The sequence below is a fragment of the Mesorhizobium sp. ORM8.1 genome, from assembly GCF_053005525.2.
Genome location: NZ_CM132600.1, coordinates 262,427 through 284,033 on the forward strand (window position 1 = coordinate 262,427; position 21,607 = coordinate 284,033).

Annotated in this window: 19 protein-coding genes and 1 pseudogene; 7 read left to right on the plus strand and 13 right to left on the minus strand. The window is 62.5% G+C overall.

The window, feature by feature from the left end:
* Positions 1 to 56 precede the first annotated feature (56 nt).
* The 8 genes and pseudogenes from ACVDG8_RS01345 to ACVDG8_RS01380 form a co-directional block, all read right to left on the minus strand.
* On the minus strand, positions 57 to 665 hold the full coding sequence (locus tag ACVDG8_RS01345) for a hypothetical protein (protein WP_447253070.1): 609 nt from the start codon (positions 663 to 665) through the stop codon (positions 57 to 59).
* Between the two features lie 239 nt (positions 666 to 904).
* A pseudogene (locus ACVDG8_RS01350) lies at positions 905 to 1,555 on the minus strand (OmpA family protein).
* Positions 1,556 to 1,701: 146 nt separating this feature from the next.
* Positions 1,702 to 2,070 (minus strand): GFA family protein, encoded by a 369-nt coding sequence (locus tag ACVDG8_RS01355; protein ID WP_447253071.1) that lies wholly within the window; start codon positions 2,068 to 2,070, stop codon positions 1,702 to 1,704.
* A 155-nt stretch (positions 2,071 to 2,225) separates the two neighbouring features.
* Positions 2,226 to 2,603, minus strand: a complete 378-nt coding sequence (locus tag ACVDG8_RS01360; RefSeq protein ID WP_447253072.1) for a hypothetical protein — start codon at positions 2,601 to 2,603, stop codon at positions 2,226 to 2,228.
* 297 nt (positions 2,604 to 2,900) lie between these two features.
* Complete coding sequence (locus ACVDG8_RS01365) at positions 2,901 to 3,305, minus strand: GFA family protein (RefSeq protein ID WP_447253073.1); 405 nt, start codon at positions 3,303 to 3,305, stop codon at positions 2,901 to 2,903.
* Positions 3,306 to 3,341: 36 nt separating this feature from the next.
* A protein-coding gene (gene prfB, locus ACVDG8_RS01370; RefSeq protein ID WP_371012141.1) for a peptide chain release factor 2 occupies positions 3,342 to 4,473 on the minus strand; the annotation gives its coding sequence in 2 pieces (ribosomal slippage) (positions 3,342 to 4,406 and positions 4,408 to 4,473; 1,131 coding nt in all).
* Between the two features lie 129 nt (positions 4,474 to 4,602).
* Positions 4,603 to 7,047: a penicillin-binding protein 1A gene (locus ACVDG8_RS01375; RefSeq protein WP_447253074.1), complete on the minus strand. Its 2,445-nt coding sequence runs from the start codon at positions 7,045 to 7,047 to the stop codon at positions 4,603 to 4,605.
* A 219-nt stretch (positions 7,048 to 7,266) separates the two neighbouring features.
* Positions 7,267 to 8,523, minus strand: a complete 1,257-nt coding sequence (locus ACVDG8_RS01380) for an N-acetylmuramoyl-L-alanine amidase (RefSeq protein WP_455707492.1) — start codon at positions 8,521 to 8,523, stop codon at positions 7,267 to 7,269.
* Positions 8,524 to 9,165: 642 nt separating this feature from the next.
* On the opposite strand from ACVDG8_RS01380, the gene ACVDG8_RS01385 reads away from it, so the two are divergent.
* Positions 9,166 to 12,087 (plus strand): Rne/Rng family ribonuclease, encoded by a 2,922-nt coding sequence (locus ACVDG8_RS01385; RefSeq protein ID WP_455707493.1) that lies wholly within the window; start codon positions 9,166 to 9,168, stop codon positions 12,085 to 12,087.
* A 72-nt stretch (positions 12,088 to 12,159) separates the two neighbouring features.
* On the opposite strand, the gene ACVDG8_RS01390 is transcribed toward ACVDG8_RS01385, so the two are convergent.
* The gene (locus tag ACVDG8_RS01390) at positions 12,160 to 13,089 is read right to left on the minus strand and encodes a glutaminase (protein ID WP_447253076.1); all 930 of its coding nucleotides are present in this window, start codon (positions 13,087 to 13,089) and stop codon (positions 12,160 to 12,162) included.
* Positions 13,090 to 13,091: 2 nt separating this feature from the next.
* On the minus strand, positions 13,092 to 14,240 hold the full coding sequence (locus tag ACVDG8_RS01395; protein ID WP_447253077.1) for a pyridoxal phosphate-dependent aminotransferase: 1,149 nt from the start codon (positions 14,238 to 14,240) through the stop codon (positions 13,092 to 13,094).
* A 188-nt stretch (positions 14,241 to 14,428) separates the two neighbouring features.
* On the opposite strand from ACVDG8_RS01395, the gene ACVDG8_RS01400 reads away from it, so the two are divergent.
* The 6 genes from ACVDG8_RS01400 to aat all read left to right on the plus strand — a co-directional run bounded on the left by ACVDG8_RS01400 (position 14,429) and on the right by aat (position 19,783).
* The gene (locus ACVDG8_RS01400) at positions 14,429 to 15,841 is read left to right on the plus strand and encodes a M48 family metalloprotease (RefSeq protein ID WP_447253078.1); all 1,413 of its coding nucleotides are present in this window, start codon (positions 14,429 to 14,431) and stop codon (positions 15,839 to 15,841) included.
* A gap of 56 nt (positions 15,842 to 15,897) precedes the next feature.
* A complete protein-coding gene (locus tag ACVDG8_RS01405) occupies positions 15,898 to 16,737 on the plus strand; it encodes a DsbA family protein (RefSeq protein ID WP_447253079.1) in 840 nt (279 codons plus the stop codon).
* Between the two features lie 144 nt (positions 16,738 to 16,881).
* A complete protein-coding gene (gene aroQ / locus ACVDG8_RS01410) occupies positions 16,882 to 17,316 on the plus strand; it encodes a type II 3-dehydroquinate dehydratase (RefSeq protein ID WP_447257200.1) in 435 nt (144 codons plus the stop codon).
* A gap of 26 nt (positions 17,317 to 17,342) precedes the next feature.
* On the plus strand, positions 17,343 to 17,804 hold the full coding sequence (gene accB / locus ACVDG8_RS01415) for an acetyl-CoA carboxylase biotin carboxyl carrier protein (protein ID WP_447253080.1): 462 nt from the start codon (positions 17,343 to 17,345) through the stop codon (positions 17,802 to 17,804).
* Positions 17,805 to 17,809: 5 nt separating this feature from the next.
* Complete coding sequence (accC, locus tag ACVDG8_RS01420; protein WP_447253081.1) at positions 17,810 to 19,153, plus strand: acetyl-CoA carboxylase biotin carboxylase subunit; 1,344 nt, start codon at positions 17,810 to 17,812, stop codon at positions 19,151 to 19,153.
* A gap of 12 nt (positions 19,154 to 19,165) precedes the next feature.
* Complete coding sequence (aat, locus tag ACVDG8_RS01425; RefSeq protein ID WP_447253082.1) at positions 19,166 to 19,783, plus strand: leucyl/phenylalanyl-tRNA--protein transferase; 618 nt, start codon at positions 19,166 to 19,168, stop codon at positions 19,781 to 19,783.
* Positions 19,784 to 19,859: 76 nt separating this feature from the next.
* Here the strand turns inward: aat and ACVDG8_RS01430 are convergent, their stop codons facing one another.
* From ACVDG8_RS01430 to ACVDG8_RS01440, 3 genes are all read right to left on the minus strand, one after another.
* Positions 19,860 to 20,240, minus strand: coding sequence for a hypothetical protein (locus tag ACVDG8_RS01430; RefSeq protein ID WP_455707494.1), 381 nt, complete (start codon positions 20,238 to 20,240; stop codon positions 19,860 to 19,862).
* A gap of 61 nt (positions 20,241 to 20,301) precedes the next feature.
* Positions 20,302 to 20,883, minus strand: a complete 582-nt coding sequence (locus tag ACVDG8_RS01435) for a DUF2155 domain-containing protein (RefSeq protein ID WP_455707495.1) — start codon at positions 20,881 to 20,883, stop codon at positions 20,302 to 20,304.
* A 123-nt stretch (positions 20,884 to 21,006) separates the two neighbouring features.
* Positions 21,007 to 21,405, minus strand: a complete 399-nt coding sequence (locus ACVDG8_RS01440) for an NADH:ubiquinone oxidoreductase subunit NDUFA12 (RefSeq protein WP_447253085.1) — start codon at positions 21,403 to 21,405, stop codon at positions 21,007 to 21,009.
* Positions 21,406 to 21,607: the final 202 nt, after the last annotated feature.

Sequence of the window (21,607 nt, forward strand, 5' to 3'; positions counted from 1 at the left end):
CCCCCTACGGGCCGTTTTTTCGTTGCTGCTTCGTCGCAGGATCCAGCGGTTTTGCCTTACATCGGGCCAGGCATCATCTTGGTCGGTTTTTCCAGCATCGGAAATTCGGCCTTGCTGCATTTCACGTTCGGATTGGTCGGGCTGAACATGCCGTTGGGGTTGTCCCTGAAAAGCCAGGCGTGAAGATCGTAGTGGACGAACTCCCTCGGGATGAGCGGGTAGTGTCCCTCCATCGGCCCCATGAATTTCTGGCCGAACAGGGTTGGAGCCGCCTTAGTGTCCGGCGTCAACGGCATCAGCCACTCCACGCCGACCAGCTTCAAGCCTTTCTTGGTCGGCTCGTAGATCAGGACGTTTGGTTTCATTGGGTCGAGCGGCTTTCCGATACTCGGGACGTTGACGAAATGGATGCCCATGGCGCCCTTCGGATAGTACATCGCGCCGTCTAACTTCTCCCCGCTATAGTGGACGCAGCCGACGGTCGACAGATAGAGGTCGCGGACGGCGGCCGTGTAGTCTTCATATTTAGCCAACGATTTCTTCAAGGCTTCAATATCGGCCTTGTTGGCTTCTTCGGCCTGCGCGGTCGCAACGCCGGACAACGTGGCGAAAACGCCGGCCAAAACGAGGACGCCGCAACGCCCAAGGCGAGCTGTTCTTGTCATGCATTCCTCCCAGATATTTTCGTCTGGCCGTGCAAGACCGAGGCGGGTAGATGCTGATTGCGCGGCCAGTTGTACCGCCTCATCCCCTCTGGAACAGCGTCAATGCTAGTCCTTTCGATACGCACGGGGAAGCGGCAATTTAGAATTAGCTAATTTTCGCCTGAAGATCGAAGCTGCGCCATCCGCTCAAACAAAAACGGCCCCTTACGGGACCGTTTTGCGTTCTATTGCCGAACGGATCAGGTGAGCGGCGACAGCTGGATTTCGACGCGCCGGTTCTGCTCGCGGCCGGCGGCCGTGGCGTGGAGGCGATCGGTCGCGTCTTGCCGAAGCCGGTGACGGCGAAGCGGCGCTGATCGACGCCCTGACCGGACAGATAATTGGCAACCGCCAGCGCGCGGCGCTGCGACAGATCGAAATTGTGCTGGTCGCCGCCGGTCGAGATCGGTGTGGCCGAAAACGTCGACTGTGGTCTGGCGGAACTTCTTCAAGACCAACGCAACCGAATTCAGCACCGGATAGAAGCCTGGCTTCACCGCGTCCTGGTCGACATTGAAGGTGATGTCCGACGGCATGTTGAGGATGATCTGATCGCCGCTGCGGGTGACGCTGACGCCAGTGCCCTGCAACTGGCGGCGCAGTTCCGCCTCGTTCTGATCCATCGTCGCGCCGATCGCGCCACCGGCAAGTGCGCCGATGCCAGCGCCGATCAGGGCATTGCGGCGGTCATTGCCGCCGGCAAGCAGACCAAGACTGGCGCCAGCAAGGGCGCCGAGGCCGGCGCCGGCCGCCGTGTTGGAAATCTTCTGGTCGCCGGTATATGGATCGGTGGTGGTGCAAGCGCTCACCAGCAAAGCCGTCGCCACGGCGACGAGCACAGTCTTCTTCATGAAATGATCCCTCTCAATTCGCGACCGTTGCGGCCGCGCCAAATCAGCCCTTCCGGACGCCTTGTAGCATAAAATGCGGCAAAAAACGGAACAGCAAAGCGGCCGAAAACGCTTCACCGGCAATCGTTCTGTCGCGAACCTTTCGTCTACCAGAGATTCTTGCCGTCGATAACCACCACCTCGACCTTGTCGAGATCGAAATCGTCGAACAGACGGGAGTTGACGCTGATCTTCGGGTTGTCGAAATCGGGCTCGCCGCTCGACCAGTCAGGCGTTTCGGTGAAGGTGCCGCAGCCGCAAACGCCGCAGAAGCCATGCTTGATGGTTTTCGAGCCCCAGCGATAGAAGGAGACGCTTTCAGGCGGGCTGGTGAGCTTGAATTGCGACGGCACGTAATAGGCCCAGAGCGCTCCGCGTTTCGAGCAGAACGAGCATGTGCATTGCGTCACTGTCTGTGGCGCTTCCAAAACCTCGAACGTCGTCGCCTTGCAGTGGCAGCTTGCCTTGATCGTCATCAGAATCACCTCTCCGTTGCGCGCCGCCAAGCCGGAATTCCCGCCGGTGGCAGGGCAACATAAGAAAGCGAACCTGACAACTGTCTACCAGCAGCTTCGGCAGATATCCTGCCGTGCTCGATGTTCTCTCGCGCTTCGTGTTCGGGACGCGAAGCCTAGTAGGAAGGCGGCGGCACGAACAGGCAGATGGTCTTGCCCGCGTCAAGCCCTGCCTGATGCGCGCACCAATGGTACTCGCCGTCGGGCGAGTTCTTGATCCGCTTGTCGGCATAGGCCACAACTTCGCCCGTGCCTTTTATGACATAGCCTTCCGGCCGCTCGCTGATCGACGACTGCGGCACCTCCTTGCAATCGTAGTTGGCGCAGCAGGCAAAGGGATATTTCCAGCCTTGCGGCATGGCCGCCGTGGGTTGCGCCTCATGCGCAGTAGCCGTCGCCGTCAGCGCGGCGATCATCTCGACTGCAAACAGGGAAAACAAAAGTCGGCCAGCCGGTCGAACGGCTTGGGCCGATCTTGATTTGGCAGCAGACATCGAAACGTTCCTTTCGAGCATCAAGCGTTTTCGCTTGCCCGTTCCCGGAACGCATCTTCCCAGTGGCCGGCTCGTCAGTCGCAGTGATGCCGCGTCCGGCCGTAAATGCTTTTATCCCACAGCCCGAATGCTGAGCTGATTCCTTGGCCGGCGCAAGAAGTGGGCGCGCCATCGCGGCGCGCCGGGGCTTAAGCTTCGGCCACGAAAAAGATGCGCAGACTTGCTCGTTGCGAATCAACGATAGGCCTGCGACCAGGGTGCCTAAGAACGAAGTTCCGTTGACCGAGGTTCCGGCCGTCAGCCGTCGACATGTTCACGATATTGCGGCAGATCGTCTGTAATCGTGAACCATGGCGCCTTGGAACCGACGAAGATATGTGCAGTCGGGCGAATGCTTGGATCGTCCGTCAACGTCCCCATGGCGATATGGACGTAGGCACCCTCACGCACCAATGAATAGACGAGCGAACCGCACCGCCCGCAATGCGCGTCGTGGCCACTCTCGTCACCATAGAGCAGCAACCGGTCGTCGCCGGCAGTCAGCCGGAACTTGTCGCGCTCTATGCCGGCGAACGGCTTGAAGGCGGAGCCTGTGGTGCGCCGGCAGTTCGAGCAATGGCAGTTCGCGGCATAGACGAACGCGTCGGCCACTTCGTAGCTGACGGCGCCGCAGAAGCATTTGCCTGTCAGTTTGCTCGTCATCGGCTCTGCTCCTCAACACCGGATATGAAGGTTACGTTAGTCGAGGTCCGCCACGGCCTCGCCCGCGCCGCCTTCGATGCGATGCGACAGCGAAGCTTCCATGAACTCGTCGAGGTCGCCATCAAGCACGCTGGACGGGTTGGTGCTTTCGACGCCGGTGCGCAGGTCCTTCACCAACTGATAGGGTTGCAACACGTAGGAGCGGATCTGGTGGCCCCAGCCGATATCGCTCTTGGACGCCTCGGTGGCGTTGGCGACCGCTTCGCGTTTCTTCAGCTCTTCCTCGTAGAGACGCGAACGCAGCATTTCCCAGGCCTTGGCCTTGTTCTTGTGCTGCGAGCGCTCGGCCTGGCAGGCGACCGCGATGCCCGTTGCGATATGGGTGATGCGCACAGCCGAATCGGTGGTGTTGACGTGCTGGCCGCCTGAACCGGACGAGCGATAGGTGTCGATGCGCACATCCGATTCCGAAACATCGATCTCGATCCTGTCATCGACGACTGGATAGACCCAGATGCTGGAGAAGGACGTATGGCGACGCGCATTGCTGTCATAGGGCGAAATGCGCACCAGGCGGTGGACGCCCGATTCCGTCTTCAGCCAGCCATAGGCATTGTGGCCCTTGATGAGCAGCGTGGCGGATTTGATGCCGGCTTCTTCCCCATCATGGACTTCCAGCACCTCGACCTTGAAGCGGCGGCGTTCGGCCCAGCGCGTATACATGCGCAAGAGCATCGAGGCCCAGTCCTGGCTCTCGGTGCCGCCAGCGCCGGCATGAACTTCGAGATAGGTGTCGTTGGCGTCCGCCTCGCCCGACAGCAGCGTCTCGACCTGGCGCGCCTTGGCCTCGCCCTGCATCGAGCGCAGCGCTGCTTCCGCCTCCGCGATAACGCCGTTGTCGCCCTCTTCCTCGCCAAGTTCGATCAGGCCGATATTGTCTTCCAGCGCCTGGGTCATTCCCTTGACGGCGGCGATGCCGTCCTCGAGTTCCTGGCGCTCGCGCATCAGCTTCTGCGCTTCGATCGGATCGTTCCAGAGGCTGGCATCCTCCGCGCGTACGTTCAGGTATTCAAGCCGCTTGATGGCCTGATCCCAGTCAAAGATGCCTCCTCAGCAGGGTTATCGCCTGCCTGATCTCATCGACAATGTTCAGCGTTTCCGCGCGCATGGCTGTTCGTTCTGTCCTGTTCTTTTCATTCTTTTCGGAGTTGGCGCGATACATAGGCACGGCATCGCCACCTGTAAAGCGAAATGGGCCAGCACTTCCTGCCGGCCCATTTCGCGAAATAGCTATGCGTCAGTAGAGGCCACCGCCGCCGTCCTGGATTGCCTGGTTGGCTTGCGGCGACAGCGCGCCGCCCGAACCGTTGGAACCGTCGGCGCCCATGCCGATGACCCAGTAGCTGTCCGCCGGGCCGGTGCCGGGCTTGAAGGCTTCGATGATGGTGTTGGGATCGCCTTCGGCGGCGCGCATGCCGGTTTTGCGGTTGATGGCGATCAACTTCATGCCGTCCGGAACCTGGAAGTCGGTGTTCGGCTTGCCGTCGAGCGCGACGCGCATGAAATCCTTGAAGATCGGCGCCGCGAGACCACCACCCGTGGCACCATGGCCAAGGCCGCGCGGCGTGTCGTAGCCCATATAGAGGCCGACGACGAGGTTTGGCGTGAAGCCGATGAACCAGGCGTCCTTTTCGTCGTTGGTCGTGCCGGTCTTGCCGGCGATGTGGCGGCCAAGCTCGCCGATGGTGGCGCCGGTGCCGCGCTGCACCACGCCTTCCATCATCGAGGTAATCTGGTAGGCCGTCATCGGGTCGAGCACCTGCTCGGAATTGTCGACCAGCTCCGGTTCCGGCTGGTTCTTCCATTCGGCGGCATTGCAACCGTCGCAGCCGCGCTCATCCTGCTTGAATACGGTCTTGCCGTAGCGGTCCTGGATGCGGTCGATCAGCGAGGGTTTGATCGACTTGCCGCCATTGGCCATGATCGAATAGGCCGAAACCATGCGCATGACCGTCGTCTCGCCCGAGCCCAGCGCCATCGGCAGATAAGGCGCCAGGTGATCGTAGACGCCGAAGCGCTCGGCATACTCCACGACAAGCTTCATGCCCATGTCGTTGGCGAGCCGCACTGTCATCAGGTTGCGCGACTTTTCGATGCCGGAGCGCAGCGTGGCCGGGCCGGCCACCGTGCCGTCATAGTTCTTCGGCGTCCAGGTCGTGTTGCCGCTCTGGATGGTGATCGGGCCATCCATGATCACCGAGGCCGGCGTATAGCCGTTGTCGAGCGCCGCCGAATAGACGATCGGCTTGAACGAAGAGCCCGGCTGGCGCATCGCCTGGGTGGCGCGGTTGAACTCCGACTGCGCGTAGGAGAAGCCGCCGACCATGGCCAGCACGCGGCCGGTATGCGGATCCATGGCGACGAGACCGCCTTCGACCTCCGGCACCTGGCGCAGCGCGTAGGTGTTGTCGGAGCCTTCATTCTTTTGCACGAAGACGACGTCGCCGGGCTCCAGCACCTCCGCCGGCGACTTCGCCCTGACGGACTTGCCGTTGACGAAATGGCGCATGGCGAAGCCCATATCGTCCTTGCTGACGGTGCCCTCGACGCGCTCCTTGACGATATCTCCGGAAATCTGGCGCGTTGGCTGGAGGCCGATGGTCAGGCCCGATGCCGAGCTGTCGAGCACGACGGCAACCGTCCACTCCGGTACGTCCTCGAGGCCTTTAACAGCACCCAGCGGCACGCCCCAGTCGCCGGAAACGTCGATGTGGGTGATCGGCCCGCGATAGCCGCGCAGCATGTCGTATTTGAGCAGGCCGTTCTGCAGCGACTTGCGCGCGATCAGCTGGATCTTCGGGTCAAGCGTGGTGCGAATGGAAAGCCCGCCCTCCAGGAGCGCATTCTCACCATAGCGGGCGATGATCTGGCGGCGAACCTCCTCGGTGAAATACTCACCCGCGAAAAGGTAGGAGCCTGTACGGCGTGGGACGACGCCGAGCGGTTCGGCCTTCGCCTTGGCGCCTTCTTCAGCGGTCACATAGCCGTTCTCGACCATCTGGCCGATGACCCAGTTGCGCCGCTCGATCGCGCGATCAGCGTGCTTGAAGGGGTTGTAATTGGCCGGACCTTTAGGCAGCGACGCAAGATAGGCGGCCTGGGCCACGGTGAGTTCATTCACCGATTTGTCGAAATAAGTGAGCGCCGCACCCGCGACACCGTAGGCATTGAAGCCGAAGAAGATTTCGTTGAGGTAGAGTTCAAGGATACGATCCTTGGAATAGGCCTGTTCTATGCGGAACGAAAGGATCGCTTCCTTGGCTTTGCGTTCGAGGGAGCGCTCGTTGGTGAGAAGAAAGTTCTTTGCGACCTGTTGGGTGATCGTCGAGCCGCCCTGCATCGGTCCGCCCGAAACATAGGTCAGCATGGCTCTGCCCAAGCCCGTTATGTCAACGCCAGGGTGGCTATAGAAGTTCTTATCCTCGGCGGAAAGAAATGCGGCCTTGACGCGGTCGGGGATCGCCTGGATCGGCAAATAGAGGCGCCGTTCGCGCGCATATTCGGCCATCAGCGAACCGTCCGAGGCGTGGATACGGGTCGTCACCGGCGGCTCATATTTGGCCAGAACCTCATAGTCCGGCAGGTCCTTCGCCACATGGCTGATATAAATGGCCACGCCGGCAGCTACCAGCAGCGCCAGCGTCGTGCCGATGCCGAAGAAATAGCCGATAAGACGAATCATGCCCGCTCCAGTCCGAGGTTCGGGATTTTCCTAAACGAAGCCGACCGTCGCGCAAGCTTCCCGGAGCGGTCCCAATCCGCAATGGAAGACCATTGTCGCGGGCATGTGGACAAAATACGGCAGCGCTCAGTTTCGTGACTCTGTCCGTCGAATAATAACGCCGGGTGTTGTCGTCGTGCAACGCCGCTTGTGGTTGTGCTTGCGGTTGCGACGCTTGCGTCAGCCACCAGTTGCCGTGCCCACCTTCGCTGAGGCGAACAGGGCGACGGCATTGGTGATGCTCTGGGCAGCCTTGCCACGCCAGTCGGCGTTGAGCAGCTGCGCCTCGTCCTTGGCGTTTGAAAGATAGCCGAGCTCGACCAGGACCGACGGTACGTCGGGCGCCTTGAGCACCCTGAAGCCGGCCGAACGCTGCGGATTGTTGATGAGGCCGACATTGGTCGACAATTGGCCGACGAGCGTATGGGCGAAGCTCATCGAGAAATTGTGGGTTTCGCGCCGGATCAGGTCGATCAGGATGTCGGTGACTTCCTTGTCGTCGTTCTTGATCTTCATGCCGGCGAACTGGTCGGACAGGTTTTCGCGATCGGCGAGCGCCTGCGCTTCCGGATCGGAGGCCTTGTCCGATAGCGTGTAGACGGTCGCACCGCGAAGGCCTTTGACGGCGATCGTATCGGCATGGATCGAAATCAGCAGATCGGCCTCGTGCTGGCGGGCGATGCGGACGCGGTCGTCGAGGGTCAGATACTCGTCCGTGTCGCGCGTCATGAACACATCGTACTTACCGACAGCGGCCAGCTTGTCGCGGAGTTCGGTGGCGAAGGCCAGCGTCACATTTTTCTCGACCGTGCCCCCAGAGCTTTCGGCGCCGCCGTCGACGCCGCCATGGCCTGGATCGATGACGACGGTGAAGCGGTGGCCGGGCGCGGAGACCGGTCCGGTGCCGACCCGCTCCCCCTTGTCGGTGGAAACGGTCGAACCGGTGGTCAGCGACTGGTTGGCCAGGGCTTCGTCGAACTCGCGCTCGGAAGCCGCCGACATGTCGATGGCGATGCGGTAGCCGTTGCCGTCCTCATTCTTGAGCACATCCAGCTTGTCGACGGCGAATGGTCCCTTGCCGGTGAGGATCAGCCGCGAACCCTCGCCTTGATCGCCGTAGCGGACGGCTCGCACCAGTCCGCGTGGCTTCACTTCGTTCGCGTCGAGGGCGAATCGCGTGCGCGGCAAGTCGACGACAAGACGATTGGGGCCGCGCAGCAGGAACCATTTGATGTCCGGTTCGCGGTCGAAATTCAGGACGATGCGCATCTTGGTGGCGTCGCCCGCCATCTTGTAGCCGGTCGCGCCAAGCGGCGCGTCAGCCCGGGATAGAGCCGCGGAACCAAGCAGCGCCGCCAGCAAAACAAGGGCCCGAACCAGATGCCGCAAATAGGCGGCGGCGGTCTGCCCCTTGTCTGCGCTGCCTGCCGGTCCCATCTCTCTTCCAGTTGCTCCGGTTTGGCGCCTCATGCGCCGGGTCTTTTATAAAGCGCCTCTCGGGCCGCCAACTCGCTTAACGATTGGTATTCATAGAAGGTTAACCAAGCCTTTCGTGCCGAGAATTGGAATGCGGCCTTCCGTTGCGGAAGCGCTTTTTGCCGGCATCCGAAATCAGGGTTGCCTTCCAACCCGTCAAATCATAAAAGCGACGTTGGATCACTGCAATCCTGGACCGCTTGCCGCAGCAGTTCCTGCCAAAGGTCAAAGCAAGGCGGCTTCTTCCGCTTCCAGGCCCAAGTGATCGCGACGATTTTCGCAGGCGTGCCCTCGTGGCGGGGGAATCGCTTGCGTGAGGGAAACGGCCGGGAGTCCCGTGCCGGCTCTGTGTGAGCAAACAAGCTGGTCCGGCTAAGTCCGGGCTTTGGTTCAAAAGGTTCTGCTGGGTGCCGATGGCTTCAAGCGCAATCATGGAAAGGTCCGCATCAAACCGCGCCATAATGGCTGCGGGCGGAACCGCCATTGCGCTGAGTCAGCGGCCGGCGGACATTCAATTATCCGGCATGCACACATTTTCAGGCGCACAGCGGCGGGCCTTGCCACGCCAGCTGCCGCCGTCTGCTGCCGGCAGGAAACAAAATAATGCCCAACAAAATGCTGATAGACGCCTCCCACCAGGAGGAAACACGGGTCGTTGTCGTTCGCGGTAACCGCATCGAAGAATTCGACTTTGAATCCCAGGACAAGAAGCAGCTCAAAGGAAACATCTACCTCGCCCGCGTAACGCGCGTCGAACCTTCCCTCCAGGCAGCCTTTGTCGAATATGGCGGCAACCGTCACGGTTTTCTCGCCTTCAGCGAAATTCATCCCGACTACTACCAGATCCCGGTCGCCGACCGTCAGGCCCTGCTGCGCGCCGAAGCGCAGGAGGCCGAGGACGAAGACGACGAGGACGCCGAGAACGGCGAGGAGCACCAGGCGCGCGATCGCGGCGGCCGGCGCAACCGGCGGCGCGGCAGCAAGAGCCGCGACCGCGGGGACCATAAGCATGATGAAGTATCCGCTGCCGCGGCCAACGATGGCCCGGCTGAGACGGCTGCGGCCAGCGAAGCGGCGGACGCTGCGTCTGAAGATGCCGAAATAGAAGCCTTTGACGTCGACGCCGCTTCGGAGCCTGCTGGTGACGCCACGGCTCAGTCCGATGGCGAGACCGGCAACGAGGCTGCTCATGACGACGATGACAAGGCCTCCGAAGGCGGCCCCACCTCGATTGCCGCAAGCGTCGAAGCCGATGTGATTTCCGAGACGGTGCAGCAGGCCGAAGCGTCCGGAGATGCGCCGACCAGCGACGAAGCCGCTACCGGCGAGAACGATCGCGGCATGCTGGAAGAGGTCTCGTCCGCGCATCAGGACGAGCACGAGGTCGAATCCGTCGGCGCCGAGGACGCGCTGGAAGAGATCCGCAACCGCCGCAAGCCGGTCCGCCGCCAGTACAAGATCCAGGAAGTCATCAAGCGCCGGCAGATCCTGCTGGTGCAGGTGGTCAAGGAAGAGCGCGGCAACAAGGGCGCCGCGCTCACGACTTATCTGTCGCTTGCCGGCCGCTATTCGGTGTTGATGCCCAACACCGCGCGCGGTGGCGGCATCTCGCGCAAGATCACCAATGCAGTCGACCGCAAGCGCCTCAAGGAGGTGGTTGCCGATCTCGAAGTGCCGCAGGGCATGGGCGTCATCCTGCGCACCGCCGGCGAAAGCCGCACCAAGGCCGAAATCAAGCGCGACTATGAATATCTGATGCGGTTGTGGGAGAACGTGCGCAATCTGACGCTCCAGTCTACCGCCCCTGCCCTGGTCTATGAGGAAGGCAGCCTGATCAAGCGTTCGGTGCGCGACCTCTACAACAAGGATATCGACGAGATCCTGGTTTCCGGCGAAGACGGCTACCGAGAGGCCAAGGACTTCATGCGCATGCTGATGCCGAGCCACGCCAAGGTGGTTCAGCCGTTCCGCGACACGACGCCGATCTTCGTGCGCAACGGCATCGAGGCGCAGCTCGACCGCATGCTGCAGCCGCAGGTGACGCTGAAGAGCGGCGGCTACATCATCATCAACCAGACCGAGGCGCTGGTCGCCATCGACGTCAACTCCGGCCGCTCCACCAAGGAGCATTCGATCGAGGAGACGGCGCTCCACACCAATCTGGAAGCGGCCGAGGAAGTGGCGCGCCAGCTGAGGCTGCGCGACCTTGCCGGCCTCATCGTCATCGACTTCATCGACATGGAGGAGAACCGCAACAACCGCTCTGTCGAGAAGCGGCTGAAGGATCACCTCAAGAACGACCGCGCGCGCATCCAGGTCGGCCGCATCTCGCATTTCGGCCTGATGGAGATGTCACGCCAGCGCATCCGCGCCAGCGTGCTGGAATCGACCATGAAGCCCTGCCCGCATTGCGGCGGCACCGGCCATGTGCGGTCCGATTCGTCGGTGGCGCTGATGGTGGTGCGGGCGATCGAGGAATTCCTGCTCAAGGATCTGCGCAGCCACATCACCGTGCGCACACCGTCCGTGACGGCGCTCTATGTGCTCAACCACAAGCGCTCCACGCTGCTCGAGCTCGAGGCCCGCTTCGGCCTGACGATCACCATCGAAGCCGACGAGACGCTGGGCACCCAGCATTACGCGATCTTCCGCGGCGCCATCGCCGAGAAGCCGGAAGGTTTCGTCGAGGTGCGCAGCCTGCCGGCCTATGTCGAGCCGGAAGAGCCCGAGGACGAAATCGTTATCGAGGAAGACGAAGACGAGGTTGCGGTTCAGGCCGAGCAGCCGCGTCAGCCGCAGCCGCAGGGCCAGCATCAGCAGCGGTCAGAGGACGGCGACAGCCGCAAGCGCCGCAAGCGCCGGCGGCGCCGCGGCGGCAGGGATCGCGACCGCGAGCACGGTGATGGCGCACCCGCTTCGACGGCGGCGGAAGCCGGCGCTGCCGACGACGAAGCGACGGACGAGGCCGCTCAGGACGTGACCGCCGGCGGCGAGGCCGTGGCGGCCGTCGACGACGACGGCGCCGGCAAGAAGCGGCGGCGCGGTAAGCGCGGCGGCAAGCGTAGTCGCCGCGAGGATGAGGCTTCAGAGGCCGGTGCCGACGAAATTGTTGGCGACCGCGAGGTTGAAACCGCGCCAGACAGCGTCGCCGCCAGCGAGCCGGTGACGGCAGCCGCGCCCGACGAACCTGTCGTTCCCACGGCAGCCAATGACGATGCCGCGGTGGCCGAGAAGCCGAAGAAGCCGCGTCGATCGAGGGCGAAAAAGGTTGCTGAGGAAACAGTCGCCGAGACGGTCTCCGAGCCCGTCGCGGAAGCCGCGGTCGCGCCTGCGGTTGCCGAGCCTAAGCCAGCAGCAGCCGCGCCGGAGGCGGAGCCTGTCGCCAGCGCGCACCCGACACGGCGCAAGCCGCAGCCGAATGACGCGCCGGTTGTCCCTGTCGTGTCGTCGACTGTCAGCGACGATGCCAAGACCGAGGAAAAGCCGAAGCGCGCCGGCTGGTGGCAGCGAAAAGGCTTTTTCTAAGCTTTTCAGACCATTAGAGTGATATCTTCCAAAAATCCCGCGCCTTGTGGCGCGGGATTTTTCGTATCGGCCTTACGGTGCGAAGATCGACCAGTCCATCATCCGGGCCAGCTTCTCCAGCGCGATCGAACCCAGCTTGGAATTGCCGTTCTCGTTGAGGCCAGGCGACCAGACCGCCAGCGAGGCGACGCCGGGCACGATGCCCAATATGCCTCCCCCGACACCGCTTTTTCCTGGAATGCCGACGCGGAAGGCGAAGTCGCCGGAGCCGTCATAGTGGCCGCAGGTCAGCATCAGCGCGCCGATACGGCGCGCGCGTTCGGCTGACACCACTGAATGACCGGTCGCCGGATTTCTGCCGCCATTGGCAAGGAAACGACCGGCCATGGCGAGCTGCCTGCAACTCATGGAAACGGCGCAATGATGGAAGTAGACGCCCAGCGCCAGCTCCGGCTCGTGATGAAGATTGCCGAAGGACTTCATGTAGTTGGCCAGAGCGAAATTGCGGTAGCCAGTGGCCCGCTCCGACGCGGCGACGTCGCGGTCGATGATGATGGTGTCGTCATCGGCGAGGAACTGGATGAAACGCAGGATCTCGCCGATGGCCTCGCGCGGCTGGTGGCCTGCAAGCAGGACATCCGAGATGACAATGGCGCCGGCATTGATGAACGGATTGCGCGGAATGCCGTTCTCGTGCTCGAGCTGGACGATCGAGTTGAACGGATTGCCGGAGGGCTCGCGGCCGACCCGATGCCAGAGCGCATCGCCGATCTTGCCCAACGCCAGTGTCAGCGTGAAGACTTTCGAGACGCTCTGGATCGAAAAAGGCTGATCGGCATCGCCGGCAAGGATGACGCGGCCGTCATTGGTCACCGCGGCGATGCCGAACTTCCGCGGATCGACCTTGCCTAGCTGCGGAATATAAGTGGCGACATTGCCGCGATCTGTGCGTACCGCCATTTCGGCGGCGACTTCGGCCAGTGCTTGCTCGAGTTCCGGCATGGCTATTTCAGCCAGCGCTCGATGCGCGCCAGTGCCTCGACCATGTCGTCATGGCTGCCGGCATAGGAAAAGCGCATGGTGCGGTGCCCTTGAAGTGGATCGAAGTCGCGGCCGGGTGTTGCCGCGACATGCGCCTCGGCCAGCATTTTGCGCGCGAAGGCCATGCTGTCATTGGTGTGCCGGGTTACATCGCAGAAGGCGTAAAAGGCGCCGTCCATCGGTGCTGCAAGCGGAAAGCCGAGTTTCGGCAAACAGGTCATCAGCAGCTCGCGATTCCAGGCATAGCGCGCCTTCACCGCTTCCAGCTCTGCGGTTGCCTTGAAGGCCTCGATCGCGGCGATCTGGGAGAGTTCGGGCGGCGAGATGTAGAGGCTCTGGGCAATCCGCTCCACCGGCCGCACAAGCTCCTCCGGCAGCACCATCCAGCCTATGCGCCAGCCGGTCATGCAATAGTATTTCGAAAACGAATTGATGACCGTCACGCCGGCGCCATGGGAAAGCGCGGTCGTATCCGGCGCCGCATAGGCCAGGCGATGATAGATCTCGTCGGAGATCACCGCGATGCCGAGTTCGTCGGCGGCCTTGACCAGCGCCGACAATTCGGTGGCCGGGATGACCGCGCCGGTCGGATTGGCGGGGCTGGCGAACAGCACGCCCTTCAGCGGTTTTTCACGGTGCGCCGCCTTCAGGCGACCGGCATGCAGATAGGCATCCGAGCCGAGCTCGATCTCGACGATCTCGATGCCGAGCGCGGCCATGATGTTGCGATAGGCCGGATAGCCGGGCGCCGCGATGGCGACGCGGTCGCCGGGATCGAACATCGCCAGGAAGGCCAGGTTGAAGGCGGCCGACGAGCCGGTGGTGACGGCGATGCGGCCTGGCGCGATATCGAGCCCGTAATGCTCGCCGTAATGCGCGGCGATCGCCTTGCGCAGATCGGCCAGGCCGAGAGCATCCGTGTAGCCGATTCGACCGTGTTTGAGTGCCGCGGCCGCCGCTTCGCGCACGCCTGCCGGCGCTGGATCCGAAGGCTGGCCGACCGCCATCGACACGACGGAAACGCCCGTGGCCTTCAGCCGGTTGGCTTCGGCCAGGATATCCATGGCGTGGAACGGCTCGACATCGCCGCGACGTGAAAGCGAAACCACCATTTGACCTCTTGTCCAGCCTGCCAATTCCGGCGCAATTCCGACAGAAAACCGCCGCCCGTTGTTCTTGAACAGGTTGGAGTTCGGCGACAGCGCCGCACAAATGCCCGATTGATGTGGGGATCACAAGCGCGCAGGAAGTTACCGGCGCCGACTTTTCATCTTTCGCCCGCTCGTCTACCAGTGGACTTATGTTGAGCCGACCCCGACCAATGATTGGTAAATCGACCTATCCGAACCGAACCACGCGTGGATTTGCGACACTTCTGCTTGCCGCCGCTGTCGCTGTATCGAGTTCGGTCAGCGCCTTCGCACAGGGCGTGCCGGTGGTGCGCGATGCCGAGATCGAGGCGCTGGTTCGCGACTATGCGCGGCCGATCTTCAAGGCTGCCGGCCTCGCCAATGACGGCATAGACATCGTCCTGGTCAACGATCAGAGTTTTAATGCCTTCGTCACCGGACGGCGTATGTTCATCAACACCGGCGCGCTGGTGACCGCCGAAACGCCGAACGAGATCATCGGCGTCATCGCGCATGAGGCAGGCCACATCGCCGGCGGGCATCAGCAGAAGCTGCGCGATCAGCTCGACCGTGCCAAGACCATGGCCATCATCGCCACGCTGCTCGGCGCAGGCGCCATCGTCGCCGGCGCAACCACCAACAGCAAGGGCCTGGCGGGCGCCGGCATGGGCGTCGCCGCGGGCGGCGGCGAGATGGCGCAGCGCTCAATCCTTGCCTATCAACGCACCGAAGAGATCACCGCCGACCGTTCGGCGATCACCTATCTCAACGCCACCGGCCAATCCGGCACGGGCATGCTGAAGACCTTCGGCCGCTTCCAAAGCGCGCTTTCGCTGGCCGGCACCCAGATCGATCCCTACCGGATCAGCCATCCGATGCCGCAGGAGCGCATCGCCAATCTCGAAGTGCTGGTCAAGGCGAGCCCCTATGCCGGCAATGTTGACCCGGCGCCGCTGCAGCAACGGCATGACATGACGCGCATCAAGATCGCCGCCTATATGCAGGGCCAGGCGGCCGTGGCGCGGCTGATGCGCAAGAACCCGACGGGGCTCGCCGCACGCTATGGCGACGCGCAGTCAAACTATCTCTACGGCAATCCGGGCGCCGCGCTTGTAAAGACGGCGGCCCTGATCAAGGAGCAGCCGAAAAACCCTTATTTCCAGGAGTTGCGCGGCGACATCCTGATGAAGATCAACAAGCCGAAGGATGCGGCCGACGCCTATGCCAGGGCGGTCAGCCTGGATCCTACGCGATCAGGACTGCTGATGGTCGCGCTCGGCCAGGCGCTGATGGCGGTCGGCACGCCCGATTCGGTGAAGAAAGCCGCGGCCGTGCTCAACAGCGGGGTCGGGCGCGACAAGGATAATGCCGAAGCCTATCGCTTCCTTGCGCAGGCCTATGGCGAACTTGGCGATATTCCTGCCGCCGACCTTGCCACCGCCGAGGGCCACTACTATGCGGGCGACTACAAGAACGCGAAAATCTTCGCCATGCGCGCTCAACAAAAGTTGAAGCGTGGCGAGCCACGCTGGGTCCGGGCTCAGGATATCATAAACTACACGCCATCGAACAAACTCAAATGAACCTCCTGGACGCTAGCGGCGACTAGAGTGGACCGGGACAAAAAGGATCGACGATCATGAACAAGGCAATCCTGCTTGGCAGCGTTGGCGTGGTGGTGGCGCTCGGTATGCTGGCCGTCGGCTTTGTCGCGGGAAACCCGCAGAGCGCGAAGGCGGATACGGTGCAAGCGGTTCAGGTGGCCTCCGCCGATACCAAGGTCTCTAGTGATACGAAAGTCTCTGGCGATACCAAGGTCGATCGCAAGGAAGTCGAGGGCATTATCCGCGATTACCTGCTGAAAAACCCCGAAGTGCTGCTTGAGGTGCAGGATGCGCTCGAGGCCAAGCAGAAGGAAGAGCAGCGGCTTGCCAGTCTCGGCGTCATCAAGAACGCCAAGGACGAGATCTTCAACTCCACCTTCGACGGCGTCGTCGGCAATCCGAAGGGCAAGATGACCATCGTCGAATTCTACGACTACAATTGCGGCTTCTGCAAACGCGCCATCGACGACATGAAGGCGCTAACCAAGTCCGATCCGGACCTGCGCTTCGTGCTGAAGGAATTCCCGATCCTCAGCCCGGATTCGCAGAAAGCCAGTGTCGTCTCGATGGCCTTCCACCTGATGATGCCGGAGAAATACGGCGCGTTCCACACCGCGCTGCTCGGCGGCCAGGGCCGCGCCACGGAAGCCACCGCCATCAAGGTGGCGCTGTCGCTCGGCGCCGACGAAGCGACGTTGCGCGAGAAGATGAAGGATCCGCGCATCCCAGAGGCGCTGTCGCGGACCTATGACCTCGCCACCAAATTGTCGATCACCGGCACGCCGTCCTACGTGGTCGGCAACGAGGTTATCTTCGGCGCGCTCGGACAGCAGGTTCTCGCGCAAAAGATCGAGGAAGCGAAAACAGCGCTTTGAGCAGCAACCGGCTGCGACGACGGGCGGTTTTCCACCTGCTGTGGACAGCAAAAGAACGCACTTGCGCTCTTTTCGCGGACGGCTATGCCCATTATAGAGGCCCAGTGCGCCGGCTTTGGGCCAGCGCTGAACAAGGTCGGCATATTGAAAACGATTTTCGTCCTTAACGGGCCCAATCTCAATGCACTCGGCAAGCGTGAGCCGGGGATCTATGGCGGCAAGACGCTGGCCGCCATAGAAGAGGACTGCAAGGCGGCAGGCGCTGCGCTCGGGCTCGAGATCGATTTCCGCCAGTCCAACCACGAGGGCGACCTGGTCGACTGGATCCAGGAAGCCAGCGACAAGGCGGCAGGCATCGTCATCAATCCTGGCGCCTACAGCCACACCTCGATCGCCATCCACGACGCCATCCGCGCCGCGGCACCCCTACCCGTCGCTGAAGTTCATCTTTCCAACATCCACGCGCGGGAACCTTTCCGCCACGTCTCCATGGTCGCGCCGGTCGCTGTCGGCATGATCTGCGGGTTCGGGCCGCTCGGCTATACGCTCGCGCTGCAGGCATTGGCGGCACGCCTGTGACCGGCCCCCAACCAGAAGGCTCGAAAATGTCGATAAAGAAGACCGGTGTTGACCAGCAGTTGATCCGCGATCTGGCGGGCATTCTGAACGACACCAACCTGACCGAGATCGAGGTCGAACTCGGCGATCTCAAGGTGCGCGTGTCACGCCAGTCGCAGACAGTTCACGCGGTCGCCGCTCCCTATGCGGCTCCGGCATCCGCCCCTGCACAGGCCGCAACACCGCTGGCGACCGCGGCAGTGGCAGACCCGTCCAAGAACGCCGTGCCCTCGCCGATGGTCGGCACCGCCTATCTGTCGCCATCGCCCGACGCCAAGGCTTTCGTCGAGGTCGGTCAGAAGGTCAAGGAAGGCCAGACGCTGCTTATCATCGAAGCGATGAAGACGATGAACCAGATCCCCTCACCGCGCGCCGGCACGGTGACGGCGATCCTCATCGAGGATGCCCAGCCGGTCGAATACGGCATGCCGCTCGTGGTCATCGAGTAGGCCGGATGTTCCAGAAAATCCTCATCGCCAATCGCGGCGAAATCGCCCTTAGGGTGCTGCGCGCCTGCAAGGAGCTCGGCATCCAGACGGTGGTGGTCCATTCGACGGCCGATTCCGATGCCATGCATGTCCGGCTTGCCGACGAAAGCGTGTGCATCGGCCCGCCGCCATCGCGCGACAGTTATCTCAACATCCATCAGATCGTCGCCGCCTGCGAGATCACCGGGGCGGATGCCGTGCATCCCGGCTACGGCTTCCTGTCCGAAAACGCCAAGTTCGCCGACATCCTGGCGGCGCACAACATCACCTTCATCGGCCCGTCCGGCGACCACATCCGCATCATGGGCGACAAGATCGAGGCCAAGCGCACCGCAAAGCGCCTCGGCATTCCGGTGGTGCCCGGTTCCGACGGCGCGGTGACCGACGAGAAGGAAGCCAAGCGCGTCGCCGCCGAGATCGGCTATCCGGTCATCATCAAGGCTTCCGCCGGCGGCGGCGGCCGCGGCATGAAGGTGGCGCTCACGGAGGACGAGCTCGAGATCGCGTTGCAGACCGCCAGGTCGGAAGCGGGCGCCGCGTTCGGCGACGACGCCGTCTACATCGAGAAATATCTGCAGAAGCCGCGCCACATCGAAGTGCAGGTGTTCGGCGACGGTTTTGGCCGCGGCGTGCATTTCGGCGAACGCGACTGTTCGCTGCAACGGCGCCACCAGAAAGTCTGGGAAGAGGCCAATTCGCCGGCGCTCAACGCCGAGGAGCGGTCTCGCATCGGCGGCATCTGCGCCAAGGCCATTGCCGATCTCGGCTATTCCGGCGCCGGCACGATCGAGTTCCTCTACGAGAATGGCGAGTTCTATTTCATCGAGATGAACACGCGCCTGCAGGTCGAGCATCCGGTGACGGAAGCGATCACGGGCATCGACCTCGTGCACGAGCAGATCCGCGTCGCTTCCGGCGGCGGGCTTTCGGTCAGGCAGGAAGACATCAAGTTCAACGGCCATGCCATCGAATGCCGCATCAATGCCGAGGATCCGCGCACCTTCACGCCGTCGCCCGGCACGATCACGCATTTCCACACGCCCGGCGGCCTCGGCATCCGCGTCGATTCCGGCGTTTATTCCGGCTACAAGATCCCGCCCTATTACGACAGCCTGATCGGCAAGCTGATCGTGCATGGCCGCAACCGCGTCGAATGCATGATGCGGCTGCGCCGCGCGCTGGATGAGTTCGTCGTCGACGGCATCAAGACGACGCTGCCGCTGTTTCGCGACCTGGTCGGCAATGCCGATATCGCCAATGGCGACTACGACATCCACTGGCTGGAAAAATATCTGGCCAAGGAAGATTAATCCGGGGATGCGATGACCCGACCCTACGCGCCCGGATATCGCATCCCGACCGACCTGCTCCTGAAAGCTTACGCCTCGGGCGTGTTTCCGATGGCGGAGAGCGCCACCGACCCGGAAGTCTTCTGGGTGCGGCCGGAAACCCGCGGCATCATCCCGTTGGAAGGGTTTCATACCCCGCGCAGCCTCAGGAAAACGATCCGCAAACATCCGTTCGAGATCCGCTATGATTTCGATTTCGAGGCAACGATCGACGGCTGCGCGGAAAAGCGCGAGGAGCGTCGCTCGACCTGGATCAACGCCCCGATCCGCGAAGCCTATATCGAGCTGCACCGGCTGGGCCATTGCCATTCGGTCGAGGCCTGGCGCGAGGGACGGCTTGTCGGCGGCCTCTATGGCGTCTCGCTCGGGCGTGTCTTCTTCGGCGAGAGCATGTTCGCCAGGGAAACCGATGCCTCGAAGACCTGCCTTTACTACCTCGTCGAGCGGTTGAAGGCGCGCGGCTTCGCGCTACTCGACACGCAGTTCACCACCGAGCATCTGAAGCGCTTCGGCGCTGTCGACGTGCCGCGCCGCCAGTATGAGAAGATGCTGGCAGAAGCCCTGAAGGGCGAGGCTATCTTCTACCCTTAAAGCGTTTCACAATTCCGGACGGAGGGTTACGGCGAAGTCGCCGAACTTAACAGCTCACACTTTTCCTGGAATTGCTTTAGCTCGGGGCAGATCTGATCGGCGTCTGGGAATGGAACATCATCTTCCAGCCGTCGGCGCGATGGACATAGCCGGTGCTGACCAACGCCGCATAGGGCTCGCCGTCTTCGCGGGTCGCATGGGCCTCATAGGTCAGCATGACGACGTCGCTGCCCGGCTCGACCATGCCCTTCATCTTGATATCGAGATCGCGCCATTTGTTTGGCTTGGTCGCGGTCTTGGCTAGGTCGGCGTTGGTCATGGCCTGCGCCATCTGCGGAAAGGCGACAAGGCACTCTGCATCGGCATTGGCCGCATAGAAAGCGGAATCCCCGGTCCAGAAGCCTTTCTCAAGGTCGAGAAGTTCCTGCTTGTTGGCGGTAATCGGCTTGCTGGCCATGACGGACTCCTCCTTGGCGCTCGCTGTCTACCAACGGGCGGTTAGAAAGAGGGTTCCGGAATCAATTGGTGGTGGCGGGCTCGTCGCCGGTCGCGTCCGGCGCTGTTCCATCCGGCTCCGGCGCGGTGTCGGCAGGCTCAGCCGCGGTTGGCTTGGGCTTGGCGGCTGGCGTCTTCGGCTTTGCCGTGTCGGTCTTGGCGGCGGTCGGCGGCGGCACGTCCGACTTCTGCTTGCAGCCCTTCAGCCACACGTCATAGACGGCGTGTTCGACGGCGTTGAGGCCGGGGCTTTCGGCAAACATCCAGCCGGTGAAGATGCGGCGGATCTTGCGGTCGAGCGTGATCTCGTCGACCTCGACGAAGGAATCGGTCTTCGGTTGCTCGGTGTCGGGCCGCGAATAGCAGACGCGCGGCGTCACCTGCAGGGCGCCGAACTGCACCGTCTCGTCGATATAGACATCGAAGGTGATGATGCGGCCGGTGATCTTGTCGATGCCGGCGAACTCGGCCACCGGATTGGTGATGCGGTCGGCGACCGAGGGTGCGGCCGGCGTCTGCGCGGCGGCAAAGACCGCCGTCGATGCAAACAGGATCAGAATTGCCGCGATCAGTGCCGTCGAGGTTCGGCGAAAAAGCTCATGCAAGGATACCGGCGGTTGCGTCCAGGTGATTCTTTCGATCGCCCAAGGCTAATCAGGGCTGCGATACAGCAAGCAGCTAAACGTCAATTGTGGCGACAACGGACCGAAAGGTAGGCCGACGACCGATTACGAGCCGGGCGTCCAGGCATCGTAGTCGCCGGTCACCTGCGGGCGATGCTGGTTGCCGAGCACCGAACCTTTCGGGCGATAGGCGCCGGGCGTTCCGGTCATGTTCGGCAGATGGTCCTTCTGCCATTCGAGCGGCTTGTAGCTCTCGCCGGCGGGGGCCGTGTCGACGCGGTGATGCATCCAGCCATGCCAGCCCGGCGGGATCTTCGAGGCTTCCGAATAATCGCGATAGATGACCCAGCGGCGGGTGCGGCCTTCCGAATCGACGCCGCCCTCGTAGTAGACGTTGCCGGCCTCGTCCTCGCCGACCTTCTTGCCGAATCGCCAGGTGTGGAGACGCGTGCCGAGCGTCTGGCTGTTCCACCAGGTGAAAAACTGCAGCAGGAAAGTTTTCATCCAGATCCTCGCGGGCGGCAGCGGCTACGCTGTTCCTGCTTATGGCGTCACGTCACCCCGAAGGCAAGGGTTTTGCCGCGGCGCGGATGTAAATGCTTCGTGCGCTAAATCGATGCACACCCTCATCCGTCGGCAGGCCGGCTTGCCAAGCGCAACCTCTGTTTCTAAAGCTCGATTGCCCGACAACGGGCGCGCCTGGCCG